The following is a 13,262-nucleotide window of genomic DNA, read 5'->3' on the forward strand; positions in this document are numbered from 1 at the left end:
AGGCAAGGTGCTGGCGACAAGCAAAGTGATTTGTTGATCATGTTGCCGGCAAAGGCGGCGGCAAAGAGGCCGGCCCATGGATGCCCGGCCAAGGATACGAGGCGTATCAGGACGCCTCGATGAAGCGGATGACGGTCTCGCCATAGTTGCGTTCGTCCAGCACCGAAAAGCCGGGGCCTGGCTCGAAGGACGCCACCGCGGCCTCTTCGACCACGCACAGCGCGCCGGGGCGAAGCCAGCCGCCGGCTTTGGCCGACTGCAAGGCGCGCTCGCCAAGGCCCTTGCCATAGGGCGGGTCGGCGAAGACAAGGCCGAACGGCGCCAGCGTGCCGGCCTCGCCGAGGCCGGTGGCATCGCGGCGGAAGATCTTGGTGCGGCCGGTCAGCCCGAAGGCCTCGACATTGTCGCGGATCAGGCCACGGCCTTCCGCCGATTCCTCGATGAAGACACCGTAGGAGGCACCGCGCGACAGCGCTTCGAGTCCCAGCGCGCCGGTGCCGGCGAACAGGTCGAGCACGCGTGCCCCGTCCAATTGCTCGGCAAAGCGATGCGCCAGCACGTTGAAGACCGCCTCGCGGGTACGATCGGTCGTCGGACGGATGGCGCTCGAGCGCGGCGTCGCCAACGGACGCCCGCGAAACTCACCACCGACGATTCTCATCTCGCTTTGGGGCCTCGGGGACCGTTGCGCGGACGCTCACCGCCGCCAGCCCCGCCCGGACGTTCGCCGCGCGGCTTGCCGAACGGCTTTGCACCGGCCGGTTTGCCATAGGTCGGTTTGAACGAGGCCTTGCGCGCCTTGGCGTCAGCCGCCTTGGCGGCGTCAGCTTCGGCCCTGCCCTTGCCGATCGGTCGCGCGCCTGGCGCCATCCAGACATTGGCCTTGCGCTGGCCGGGCGGCTCGATCGGCCGCTGCTCGCGCTCGGACTTTTTGCCACCGCCCGGCTTGCCACCAAAAGCACCACGCGGCTTGTCGCCGAAGCCACCGCGCGGTTTGTCGCCGAAATTGCCGCGCGGCTTGTCGCCAAAGCTGCGTTCGGGACGCGGGGCGCGTTCGCCAAAACTCTTCTCAGCGTTTCTGTCGGGGCTTGTCGACAATTTGCCCAGAGCCTCATCGCGGCTGCCTTCGCGGCGCTTGCGATTCTTGATCAACCCGCCCTCGCCGATCGGGCGGCGCTCGCCATCGCGGGTGAATTTCGGCCGTTCCGGCTCCGGCTCGCGAACTTCGGTGCGCCGCACCGGCTTGTTGGAAAACGGCTTGGTGACATCGGCGTCGAAATTGGCGCCGGATTCCTCGACCAGGCGCTCGCCAAGCTGGTCGCGCAACACCCTGCCCTTGATTTCCAGCACATGGCCCTCGGCGAGGTCATCGAGTTGGAACGGCCCGTAGGAGATACGGATCAGCCGCGTCACGTCGAGGCCGAGTGAACCCAGGATGTTCCTGACTTCGCGGTTCTTGCCCTCGCGCAGGCCGATCGTCAGCCAGGCATTGGTGCCTTGCTCGCGATCGAGCGTCGCTTCGATGGCGCCGTAAAAGACGCCGTCGACGGCGATGCCTTCGCGCAGGCCGGCAAGCGCGCTTTCCTCGACCTTACCGTGGACGCGCACGCGGTAGCGGCGCAGCCAGCCGGTGGCCGGCAGTTCGAGCACGCGCGACAGGCCGCCATCATTGGTGAGCAGCAGCAGGCCTTCGGTGTTGATGTCGAGCCGGCCGATGGTCATCAGCCGCGGCAATTCAGCCGGCAGCACGTCGAAGACAGTCTTGCGGCCCTCGGGATCGCGGTTGGTGGTGACGACGCCGGCCGGCTTGTGGAACAGGAACAGCCTTGTGCGCTCGATCGGCGGGATTTCCATACCGTCGAGATGGATGATGTCATCAGGCATCACGTTGAAGGCCGGTGAAGTCAGGGCGCGGCCATTGACCTTGACGCGGCCGGCGGCGATCAGCTCCTCGGCATCGCGGCGCGAGGCGAGGCCGGCGCGGGCCAGCCGCTTGGCGATGCGCTCGCCTGCCTCTTCCGCAGCCTCGGCGGGACGCGGGCGTGGCTTGAAGCTGCCGCCTGACGCGCCTTGCGGCCGATCGTTGAAATCCCGCTTCGGGCGATCGCCGAAGTCACGCTTGGGGCGGTCGGCGAAGTCACGCTTTGGGCGATCGCCGGCGTCACGGGGGGCGCGGTCACCGAAATCGCGCTTGGGACGGTCGAAGCGCTTTTCGCCGCCCGCTGCCGCCCCAACCGGCCGGTCGCCCCGCGGTGCATAGGGTTTGCGTGGCCCTTCGCGCTTCTCGTAGGGCTTGCGCTCGCCTTCAGCGGCCACCGGGCGGTCGCCGCGCGGTGCGTAGGGCTTGCGCGGTCCTTCGCGCTTTTCATAGGGCTTGCGCTCGCCTTCGGCGGCCATTGGGCGATCGCCGCGCGGCGCATAGGGCTTGCGTGGCCCCTCGCGCTTTTCATACGGTTTGCGCTCGCCTTCGGCGGCCATTGGACGATCGCCGCGCGGTGCATAAGACTTGCGCGGCCCCTCGCGTTTCTCAAAAGGCTTGCCTTCGGGACGCGGGCCTTTGCTGAAAGGCTTGTCGCCGCCCTTGAAATCGCGCTTCGGCCGCTCGCCATCGGCAGCCATCGGCCGGTCGCCACGCGGTGCGTAAGGTTTCTTGGCGCCAAAGGACGGTTTGCCGCCCTTGCCCGCGGCGCCATCGCGGCTGCGCGGTCCCGCGGCTTTCGGCCCACTCTTGGCCGGACCCTTCCTGGGTCGGAATTTCTTGTCGTTGTCGTCCATGTGGCCTTTATCCGTTTGCGCTGCTACAGCGTGGCGCATCCTTTCGGGCGCGCAACGAACGCTGTAGCACTTTTGATGTGGCGCATGATCATTTTCGAAAACCGAGTCCCGATTTTCGAGGTCATGCGCTCCATAACAGGATCACCGTCAGGTGGCGAGGAGATAATCGGAGTGGAAATCGCGTGAAGCGGCCCGATTTCATGGCGCTGGCGCTGAAGGAGGCCGAAGCTGCCGCCTTGCGAGGCGAAGTGCCGGTCGGCGCCGTCATCGCCAACGGCGCTGGTGTTGTCGCCAGCGCCGGCAACCGCACACGCGAACTTGCCGACCCGACCGCGCATGCCGAGATGCTGGTCATCCGCGAAGCCTGCCGCAAACTGTCGGCCGAGCGGCTGACCGGGCACGATCTCTATGTGACGCTGGAGCCTTGCGCCATGTGCGCCGGCGCCATTTCCTTCGCCCGGCTGCGCCGGCTTTATTTCGGCGCCGCCGACGACAAGGGCGGCGCTGTGGTCAATGGCGTGCGCTTCTTCGCCTCGCCGACCTGCCACCACGCGCCCGACATCTATCCGGGCATGGGCGAGACCGAAGCAGGCCTGCTGCTCAAAGGATTTTTTCGGGAGCGGCGCGGCTGAAGCGGGCGCTACGCCCGGCGACACAATTCGGTGTTCTTACAGCCAATCGAACCAGCCGCTGCCCTTCTTGCCTTCCGCCTCTTTCTTGAGACGGCGTTCCTTCTTGTACTCGTCCTCGCCAAGCTCGTTCTGCGGCGCGGTGCCCGCCGCGACACGATACTGCACTGGAGGCTCGCTCAGATATTTGCGGGTGTTCGGATCGCCCTGCTTGCTGTCGGCGAGGCGACGCTGGATCTCGGCGGCACGGCCCTTGTCGGAATCGGCCGGTGTCCATGCCGGCGGGTGGCTCGAGCCTGACTCCGCCATCGCCCTTTTCACCGAGGCCGGATCGGTTTGCACGTCGTCGACGATCTCCGACTGATAGGCCGGGTCGTTCTGATGGGCGGTGGCATCGGCCCGCAAGCGGGCGCGGCGCTGCTCGGGCGATTCGGGCCATTCGGCGTTCGCCGTCTCGATGCTGTCCTGCGGGGCCGGCAGCGCTTCCTTCTGGCCGGGCGCCGGCTTTACAAGCGTCGGACGCGGCTTGTAGTCGATCTGTTCCTTGCGCTTCGGCGCAAATGAAAAGGCGCCTGAAATATCGCCGGCCAGCTGTTCGCCGGCGGTCTTGTCGGTGCCGTAGGTCGGAGAGCCCATGCAGCCGGACAAAGCGAGGCCCGACGCGACAAGCGGCGCCAGCAGCGCCAGGCGCGCATTATATCTCTCGGTCATGCCAAAAAGTCCCACTCTAGACAGCCTCTCGATTGCCACCAGCCTCGTGGCCGGTCCCCATCGTCCAAGCACTTGCGACGGAAATCCGGCGACAATTTGTCTTCCGGAGTTTCGCGTGTTTACCTCAACCACTCGTTAAGGGCAACGCGCGGGCGGTTTTCACCCGCCCGGCGTGGCATTTGTGCACCGATCAAGCTGGCCGGCCTGTCAAAGCCGGCCAAGCGCCTTCAATTCATGCAGCACCGCCGCATCCCTGGCCGAAACATCCGGGAATTCCGGATCCTGGCCGACATCGGCGGTGTAGCGCCATGAGCGTGCGCATTTTAACAGGCCGCGATCCTCGGCCTTCTCAACCACCACGGCGACACCCCTGACGTCGTCGATCGCGAAGGCACCAGCCGGTGCCTCGCCATGCGCGATGACCAGATCGCTGGTGATCGCCATCTCGGCCATGTCGACATCTGAAATCGCCGCTTCGAGCGCTGCATCGTTGATGGTGACGACCGGCACCGCTTCCAGCGACGATCCGATCACCTTCTGGGCCCGCGCGATCTCCAGCGCGCCGGTGACGACGCGCCGCACCTGCCGCACCTGGCGCCACTTTTCCGCCAACGCCTCGTTCTGCCAGTCCGCCGGGATTTGCGGGAACTGGTCGAGATGCACCGAGACCGCGTCGGGATGACGATCGAGCCAGGCCTCCTCCATGGTGAAGGGCAGCATCGGCGCCAGCCATTTCACCAGGCAATCGAAGAGATGGCGCACCACCTGCACCGAAGCCTTGCGCTTCAGGCTCGACGGCGCGTCGCAGTAGAGCGCGTCCTTGCGGATGTCGAAATAGAACGCCGACAGCTCGACCACCATGAAATCGAGCAGCATGCGGGTGATGCGCTTGAACTCGAAAGCGTCGTAGCCCGAGCGCACGACCTCATCGAGCTCGGCCAGCCGGTGCAGCATCAGCCGCTCCAGCTCCGGCATCTTCTCCAGCGGCACCTCTTCGCCATCGTCATGGGCGAGCGTGCCGAGCATCCAGCGGATGGTGTTGCGCAGCTTGCGGTAGGCATCGATGTTGGTCTGCAGCACGTTCTTGCCGAGCCGCTGGTCCTCCCAGTAGTCGGTCGTCACCACCCACAGACGCAGGATATCGGCGCCCGACTGCTTGATGACGTCCTGCGGCACCACGGTGTTGCCGAGCGACTTCGACATCTTGCGGCCATCCTCATCCATGGTGAAACCATGGGTGACGACGGTGTCGTAAGGCGCCCTGCCCCTGGTGCCGCAGCTTTCCAGCAGCGAGGAATGGAACCAGCCGCGATGCTGGTCGGAGCCTTCGAGATAGACGTCGGCCGGCCATTTCAGGTCAGGGCGATCCTCCAGCGTGAAGACATGCGTCGAGCCCGAATCGAACCAGACGTCGAGGATGTCCATCACCTGCTTCCATTTGGAGGCATCGTGATTGCCAAGGAAACGCTCCTTGGCGCCAGCGGCGAACCAGGCGTCGGCGCCCTCCTTCTCGAAGGCGTCCATGATGCGCTGGTTGACCGCTTCGTCCTTCAGCACATTGCCGTCGACATCGGCGAAGACGGCGATCGGCACGCCCCAGGCGCGCTGGCGCGACAGCACCCAGTCCGGGCGCTCCTCGATCATGGCGCGGATGCGGTTCTGGCCGGCGGCGGGCACGAAACGGGTGTCGTCGATGGCCTTGAGCGCCCGGCTGCGCAGCGTCGAGCCGTCGCCGAGGTCCTTGTCCATATAGACGAACCATTGCGGCGTGTTGCGGAAGATGATCGGTTTTTTGGACCGCCATGAATGCGGATAGCTGTGCTTCAGCCGGCCACGCGCGAACAGCGCGTTGCGTTTGATCAGCTCGTCGATGACGGCCTGGTTGGCGTTGCCCTTCTTGCCATTGTCGTCGATGACGCGCGCCGGCCCACCCTCGCGGTCCGGTCCGAAACCCGGCGCGTCCTTGGTGAAGAAGCCGCCATCGTCGACGGTGAACGGGATGGCGGGATCGATGCCGCGTGCACGCAGATCCACCGCCGCGTCCATCCAGGCGTCAAAGTCCTCGCGGCCGTGTCCGGGCGCGGTGTGGACGAAGCCGGTGCCGGCATCGTCGGTGACATGGTCGCCGGCGAGCATCGGAACGGCAAATTCGTAGCCGCCGCCCAAGCCCTTGAGCGGATGTGAAAGCGTAAGGCTTCCAAGCTCTTGCGCCGAGACGCTGCGGAGACGATTCAAGGTGACCTTCGCCTTGGCCGAGGAGTCTTCGGCCAGTGCGTCGGCAAAGATCAGCTTTTCGCCCGGCTGCGGGCCGAATGCGTTCTCGGCCGCCGTAACCTCGTAGAGGCCGTAGTTTATGCGCGGCGAATAGTTGACGGCGCGGTTGCCTGGGATCGTCCACGGCGTCGTCGTCCAGATGACGACGTGGGCCTGCAGCAGATCGAGGGCGCCCTCCGTCAGCTTGGTCTCGCCATCGTCGATGGGGCGGACAAGGCTGGCGACCGGAAACTTCACCCAGATCGTGTCGCTCTCATAGTCGTGGTATTCGATCTCAGCCTCGGCCAGCGCCGTGCGCTCGACCACGCTCCACATCACCGGCTTGGAGCCGCGATAGAGCTGGCCCGACATGGCGAACTTCAACAGCTCGCCGGCGATGCGCGACTCGGCATGGAAAGCCATCGTCGTATAGGGGTTCTTGAAGTCGCCGATGACGCCGAGGCGCTGGAACTCGGCCCCCTGCACCGTGATCCAACCCGCGGCGAATTCGCGGCATTCCTTGCGGAATTCGTTGACCGGCACCTCGTCCTTGTTCTTGCCCTTGGCGCGGTACTGCTCCTCGATCTTCCATTCGATCGGCAGGCCGTGACAGTCCCAGCCGGGCACATAGTTCGAGTCGTAACCGCGCATCTGGAACGAGCGGGTGATGACGTCCTTGAGGATCTTGTTCAGTGCATGGCCGATATGGATGTTGCCATTGGCGTAGGGCGGGCCGTCATGCAGCACGTATTTCGTGCGGCCGGCAGCGCTCTCGCGCAGCTTGCGGTAGAGATCCATGTCCTGCCAGCGCTTGACCAGCAGCGGCTCCTTCTCCGGCAGGCCGGCGCGCATCGGGAAGTCCGTCTGCGGCAAATAAAGCGTCTTGGAATAGTCGATCGTTTCAGTTGTATCGGTCATTGGTCTGCCATGTGCATTGCCCGGCGGGCGTACAAGCTCGGGCGTGAACTATCATGTTATGAAAAAAGCGCGAGGGGCGCGCAGAAACTCCCGGCGGCTCCGGCGGCGCTCAGGCCACCCGGAACACCGGGCCTGTAATTCGTATCGCGATCGCGAAAAGGCGCGAAAAGCTGGTCATGGCTGGGCTTTTAGCCGAAGCCACGGCAGGAATAAAGCGTCTCTCGTTCGATTCACCTACATCGTGAAATCGAAGCGGTAGGTGGTCGACACGCCGACCGTGAACTGGTTGCGGTCGCCACGCTCCTTGACCAGGCTGGAATCGGCCGCCGGTCCCATCAGGCGCGAATATTCGCCAAACAGGCTGGCGGTCATCGGCTCGGTCACCTTCCAGGTTATGGCGCCGCCAAGGCCGGTCGATTTCAGCCCGCCACCGGGATGGTATTCGCTCAGGCCGGAGGCCACCGCTTCCTGCGCGTCGACGCCATAATAGGCGTCGAAATAGTTGCCCGAGGCGAAGGAAACACGCGGTCCTCCCGAAATCCTGACGGTCGGCGTCACGTCGTAAAAGGCATCGGCGGCGATGTCGGCGACAAAGCCGTTGTGGGCGCGAATGCCGTGGCGCAGCTCGGCGCGGGCGCGCAGCCAGTCCGTCGGATAGAATTCGAAGAAGCCGCCGACTTCGCCGCCCCAGCGCACCGGATCGAGGCCCTTCAGTTCATCGGCGTTGTCGTCGTCGCGGGAAAACAGGAACTTGCCGGTCAGGCCGGCGCGGACACCGCCATCGTCGACCAGCGCCAGCGAGATGTTGTCGTTGCGCGAGACAAAGCGTGCCGCCGGTCCGGCCTTGCCCAATGAGATGATGGGTTGGGCGCTCAGCATGTATTTCCTGCCGCCCTCGAAATTGGGCGCGACCAGGCCGGTGGCGCCAACGGTCAGATACCAGTCGCCGGACAGCCAGCTGCCCTCGCCCGCATTGGCAGCGCCCACTCCACCCAGCACCGCAGCGGCCAACACAAGAGAGATTCTTCCGACCGGACTCATGGCCACTCCACTAACACGACACACACGATTACCGATGACAGCTTTGACGGCCGTTTGGTAAAATTTGATTTAAACCCGAGACATACGCTCGCGCTTTGCCGCGATCCCCCTGCCGGTCATCGACTGGACGTTGGCCCGCGCCCGGATTACCTTCCATCCGCAGTATTCCGCAGCCCTCGATGGAGACCGCGACAATGACCCTGCATGGCGACGCCCTGAAAATCGCGATCGAACAGACACGAACAAAATGGGGATGGTTTGTCGCGCTCGGTGTGCTGCTGCTCATCTTCGGCGGCATTGCCTTCGCCAACCTGTTCGTCGCCACGGTGGCTTCCGTCTACGTCGTGGGATGGCTGATGCTGATGGCGGGCATCATCGAGATCGTGCACGCGTTCGGCGTCAAGACCTGGAGCCGCTTCTTCTACTGGCTGCTCAGCGGACTGCTGTACGCCGTTGCCGGCTTCTTCGCTTTCGGCAATCCGCTGCTTGCCTCGGCGGTGCTGACATTCCTGCTGGCGATTGCGCTCGTCGCGTCAGGGGTGCTCAGGGCCTGGGTCGGCTACAGCCATCGGCCGGAACGCGGCTGGGGCTGGATCGTCGCCGCCGGTGTCATCACCGCGCTTGCAGGCCTGATCATCGCCATGGGCTGGCCGGTCAACAGCCTGTGGGTGCTCGGTCTGTTCCTGGCGATCGATCTGATCTTCCAGGGCTGGACCTTCATCGCCGTTGGCCTGGCACTGAAGAAGTAGCTTAAAATGCCATCGCAGCGTCGAGGTCGGAGAGCGGCCTGACGCCGGCAAGCAGCGCGCGTGCCTCGGCTTCATCGCGCTTCATCTGCGCGACCAGCGCGTCGAGCCCCTCGAACTTCACCTCCGGACGCAGGAAACCGAAGAAGGAAACCTGACAAACCTCGCCATAGAGGTCGCCGGAGAAATCGAAGACAAAGGTTTCCAGCAGCGGCGCGCCGTTGTCGTCGACTGTCGGGCGTCGGCCAAAGCTGGCGACGCCGTCGTGAAGCGTGCCGTCGGCGCGGCGGAAGCGGACGGCATAGATGCCCTCCCTGAGTGCGGCTTCAGCCGACAGCCTCATGTTGGCAGTCGGAAAGCCAAGGGTGCGGCCGAGCTGCTGTCCGCCGACCACCTCGCTTTCGACGGTGAACCGGTAGCCGAGCAGACCGGCGGCTTCAGCCACTTCACCCTCGCCCAGCAATCCGCGGATACGGCTGGACGACACCACCTCGGCGCCCTCGTCCCGGAAGGCGTCGACGAGCGTGACGCCGAAGCCGTGACGCTCGCCGGCCGCCATCAGGTAGGCCGGGCCGCCCTGACGATCCTTGCCGAAATGGAAGTCGAACCCGGTTACGGCGTGAGTAATGCCGAGGTTCGTTTCCAGCACATCCGTCACGAACGCTTCCGCCGACAGCGAGGCGAAGTCGCGCGTGAACGGCTGCTCGACGAGCGCGGCAAAGCCCAGCAGCGACAGCAGCCGCGCCTTCATCGGCGGCGGCGTCAGCACGAACAACGGGATATCAGGCCTGAAGATCTTGCGCGGATGCGGTTCGAATGTCAGCACCAGGGCCGGCACGCCGCGCCGTCCTGCCTCGGCCGAGGCTCGCTCGAGCACCGCCTGATGGCCGCGATGGACGCCATCGAAATTGCCGATCGCCACGACGCCGCCGCGCAGGTCGGCGGGAAGCGGCGCGGTTGCCAGGATGCGCTGGAAGGCAGCCATCGTCACCTACCGAAGTCTGGGAATGACGGCCACCGGACCATAGCCATGCTTTTCCAGGAAGGCCGCCAATCTTGCCGGATCCGGTTGCAGGGCATCGCCATAGTCGCGGGCATGGATACCGCCGGAGACATAGAGAACATCGAAGCCATTGTCGGCGGCGCCCTTCACATCGGTCATCATGCCGTCGCCGATGGCCAGCACCTGGCCGCGCTCGACCGGCTGGCCAAGAATCTCGGCAACCTCCTTCATCGCGAGATTGTAGATCGGCGCGTAAGGTTTTCCAGCGATCAATGTGCGGCCGCCGAGCTGGGCATAGTCACGCGCCAGCGCGCCGGCACACCAGATGATGCGTTCGCCACGTTCGACCACGATGTCGGGATTTGCGCAGATGAAAGGCAGGTTCCTGGCGCGCAGCCGCCGCAGGAGCTCCGTGTAATCCTCGGGCTTCTCGATCTCGTCGTCGAACAGGCCGGTACAGACGACGCCGGACGCCTCGAACTCCTCGACAAGCTCGACGTCGAGACCTTCATAGAGGGTGAAGTCGCGGTCGGCGCCGATATGGAAAATCTTGCGCGGCCCTTCGGCGATCAGATCCCGGGTCACGTCGCCTGAGGTAACCACCCGGTCGTAGGCTGACGGTGGAACACCGATCGCGTTCATCTGCGCTACGACATCGGCACTTCTGCGCGGCGAATTGGTGATCAGGACGACGGGGATTTTCGCCTCTCGAGCCCTTGCCAATGCGGAGGCTGCCACAGGGAAATGCGTTTCGCCATTATGGACCACGCCCCAGACGTCGCACAGGATTGCCGAATAGGCCTTCGACACGTCTTCGAGCGAGCCGATGATTTCAGGCGAATCCGCCATGCCGTTTCCTTCAGTCATGATCGTTGCGACCGCCACGACAGACGGTTCGCCGCAGCCGGTTCGGATTAGCCGAACCATTCCGGCCTGTCATCAGCTTTCGCCAGGCACGATTGGTTAGCGGTTGGTGAAGCGCTGCCCCGGCAATAGAGCGATTTGCCAAACCCGGCCTTCAGCGTTTTGTGGAAAGCTGGCGTCGATCGAGAATCCGCCGGCGGGGGCCCCTCCAAGACATGCATGGACTTTGGCGTCAGTTCTGCCGCGACCAACGCGGCAACTATGCTCTTATGACGGTCGTCGCGATGGTTCCGCTGATGGGCGCCCTGGCAATGGCCGTCGACTTCACCGAGATGAGCCGCGAAAAACAGGCGGTTTCGAACGCGCTCGATGCCGCAAACTTCGCCACGGCGCGCCGGCTGACGGAGGGTGCCACCGACGACCAGTTGCGGGCCTATGCGCTCGACTTCTTCAATGCCAACCTCAACAAGATCAATCCCGCCAATACGACGCTCACCGTTACCTTGCCAAGCAACACCACCGGCGGCGGCTTGCTCAAGATGACCGCGCGGCTGGACTACAAGCCCTATTTCTATCCGGTCTTCGGCCAGCTCGTCGGCAAATCCGAAACCGACGCCAACCAGAGGATCAGCTTCAACATCACCTCGGAAGTGCGGCTGAAGAACACTCTTGAAGTCGCCCTGGTACTCGACAATTCCGGGTCGATGACCAAGACCGGAACGGGCTCGGGGCAAACGCGCATCGACCTTCTCAAGACCGCGGCAAAACAGCTGGTCGACACGCTGGCCCAGCAGGCGGCGATGATCAAGCAGGTCGACAGGCCGGTGCAGTTCGGCCTCGTGCCGTTTGCCGCCTCGGTCAATGTCGGGCCCGGCAACGGCAATGCGCCCTGGATGGATACCGAAGGATTGTCGCCGGTATCGAACGAGAATTTCGACTGGTCGACGCTGAACGCAGCCGACAAATACGCCCAGCAGACCAACGGCATCTGGTACAAGCGCGGCACCGGATGGGGAACCGACGAAGGCCAGATGCTGACCCGGTTTTCCCTCTATCGCGACATGAAGGTCGTCACCAACCATGAGCGTGTCGTCAACAGCAAGCGCGTGGTGTGCGACGAATACAACCCGAACAACACCTGCAAACGCGACCACGACGAATACGACTACATCGACACCTATGGCCCGTTCGCCAGTTGGCAGGGCTGCGTCGAGGCCAGGCCTTATCCCTACAATGTCAACGACGCGGCGCCTTCCGGCGGCTCGGCGAACACCGGCATAGGGGTCGGCGATCCGGCGACGATGTTTGTGCCGATGTTCGCCCCGGACGAACCCGGCAACCATTGGAGGCTCACCCAGGATCCCGACGAGGCCGCGCCGACGACCTATGGCGCCATCAACAGCTGGTGGAATGACGACCCGACGAGCAGCACCGGCCAATCCCGGCTGCGCAACATGTCCAAATATTTCCAACCGAGGCCGATCAATGCGCCGGCGCTGGCCGCCGGCAACGGGCCGAACTACAGCTGCTCCACCAACCCGATCACGCCGCTGACCGATGTCAGCGTTACCACTGGGCTTACCGCGATCAAGGCCGCGATCGACCTGATGAAGCCCGATGGCGGCACCAATGTTCCCGAAGGCATGGCCTGGGGTTGGCGGGTGGTTTCGAGCGGCGAGCCGTTCACGCAAGGCCGCCCGGAAACCGAGAGAGGCAACGACAAGGTCGTCATCGTGCTGACCGACGGCGCCAATACCTACTACACGCCGTCCTCGCTCAGCCATTCCGACCCCGCCGATTCGAAATCGACCTATGCGTCCTTCGGCTATCTCAACCCAGGCTACAACGGCACTTCGGTGGGCCGCCTGTTCATGGGCACATCGAGCGCCATTGGCCAGTTCGACTATTCGAACGGCAACTACACCAACGCGCTCAACGAGCAGATGGCGACGCTTTGCAACAACGCCAAGGCAGCCAATATCATGGTGATGACGGTGGCGCTCGACCTGTCGACGACCAAAACCGCCGATCAGCAGGCGATCGAGGCGCTGAAATCCTGCTCGTCGAACTCGCGCTTCCGCAAGGATCCAACGGACGCGAGCAAGCCGGCAAAACTGTTCTGGAATGCCACCGGCGCCAGCTTGTCGAACGATTTCAAGGAAATCGGCAACGAATTGTCGAACCTGCGCATCGTCGGCTGATCCTCAGGCTTCGGGGGCTGGCTGGAACAACGGCTGGCGCCGCCATGCACTTGCGCGCGCCTCCCGGGACAGGCACATCTTGGCCGCCTGCCGGATCGCGCGTCCATTCGCGGCGCGCTGG

At 64.3% G+C, this 13,262-nt stretch carries 10 protein-coding genes; 3 read left to right on the forward strand and 7 right to left on the reverse strand.

Features of this window, described 5'->3' with window-relative positions; genetic code table 11:
* Window positions 1–106 precede the first annotated feature (106 nt).
* Window positions 107–661: a 16S rRNA (guanine(966)-N(2))-methyltransferase RsmD gene (gene rsmD, locus LB519_RS14195; protein WP_013532356.1), complete on the reverse strand. Its 555-nt coding sequence runs from the start codon at window positions 659–661 to the stop codon at window positions 107–109.
* On the reverse strand, window positions 658–2,775 hold the full coding sequence (locus LB519_RS14200; protein WP_224620285.1) for a pseudouridine synthase: 2,118 nt from the start codon (window positions 2,773–2,775) through the stop codon (window positions 658–660). Before LB519_RS14200 ends, rsmD begins: the two co-directional genes overlap by 4 nt.
* A gap of 182 nt (window positions 2,776–2,957) precedes the next feature.
* On the opposite strand from LB519_RS14200, the gene LB519_RS14205 reads away from it, so the two are divergent.
* On the forward strand, window positions 2,958–3,407 hold the full coding sequence (locus LB519_RS14205; RefSeq protein WP_013532358.1) for a nucleoside deaminase: 450 nt from the start codon (window positions 2,958–2,960) through the stop codon (window positions 3,405–3,407).
* 36 nt (window positions 3,408–3,443) lie between these two features.
* Here the strand turns inward: LB519_RS14205 and LB519_RS14210 are convergent, their stop codons facing one another.
* The 3 genes from LB519_RS14210 to LB519_RS14220 all read right to left on the reverse strand — a co-directional run bounded on the left by LB519_RS14210 (window position 3,444) and on the right by LB519_RS14220 (window position 8,327).
* The gene (locus LB519_RS14210; RefSeq protein ID WP_224620286.1) at window positions 3,444–4,115 is read right to left on the reverse strand and encodes a hypothetical protein; all 672 of its coding nucleotides are present in this window, start codon (window positions 4,113–4,115) and stop codon (window positions 3,444–3,446) included.
* A 207-nt stretch (window positions 4,116–4,322) separates the two neighbouring features.
* The gene (gene ileS, locus LB519_RS14215; protein ID WP_224620287.1) at window positions 4,323–7,286 is read right to left on the reverse strand and encodes an isoleucine--tRNA ligase; all 2,964 of its coding nucleotides are present in this window, start codon (window positions 7,284–7,286) and stop codon (window positions 4,323–4,325) included.
* Window positions 7,287–7,520: 234 nt separating this feature from the next.
* The gene (locus tag LB519_RS14220; protein ID WP_224620288.1) at window positions 7,521–8,327 is read right to left on the reverse strand and encodes a MipA/OmpV family protein; all 807 of its coding nucleotides are present in this window, start codon (window positions 8,325–8,327) and stop codon (window positions 7,521–7,523) included.
* Between the two features lie 194 nt (window positions 8,328–8,521).
* Here LB519_RS14220 and LB519_RS14225 point away from each other — a divergent pair, with 194 nt between their 5' ends.
* Entirely contained in the window at window positions 8,522–9,076 is a 555-nt protein-coding gene (locus LB519_RS14225; protein WP_013532362.1) for an HdeD family acid-resistance protein, read from the forward strand.
* Window position 9,077: 1 nt separating this feature from the next.
* Here the strand turns inward: LB519_RS14225 and LB519_RS14230 are convergent, their stop codons facing one another.
* Both LB519_RS14230 and LB519_RS14235 read right to left on the reverse strand, forming a co-directional pair.
* Complete coding sequence (locus tag LB519_RS14230) at window positions 9,078–10,058, reverse strand: bifunctional riboflavin kinase/FAD synthetase (RefSeq protein ID WP_063170200.1); 981 nt, start codon at window positions 10,056–10,058, stop codon at window positions 9,078–9,080.
* 6 nt (window positions 10,059–10,064) lie between these two features.
* Window positions 10,065–10,925, reverse strand: a complete 861-nt coding sequence (locus LB519_RS14235) for a TIGR01459 family HAD-type hydrolase (RefSeq protein ID WP_224620289.1) — start codon at window positions 10,923–10,925, stop codon at window positions 10,065–10,067.
* 230 nt (window positions 10,926–11,155) lie between these two features.
* Here LB519_RS14235 and LB519_RS14240 point away from each other — a divergent pair, with 230 nt between their 5' ends.
* Entirely contained in the window at window positions 11,156–13,141 is a 1,986-nt protein-coding gene (locus LB519_RS14240; RefSeq protein WP_027163218.1) for a TadE/TadG family type IV pilus assembly protein, read from the forward strand.
* The last annotated feature ends 121 nt before the right edge of the window (window positions 13,142–13,262 follow it).

This window comes from Mesorhizobium sp. AD1-1 (genome assembly GCF_020164655.1).
GTDB lineage: Bacteria > Pseudomonadota > Alphaproteobacteria > Rhizobiales > Rhizobiaceae > Mesorhizobium > Mesorhizobium ciceri.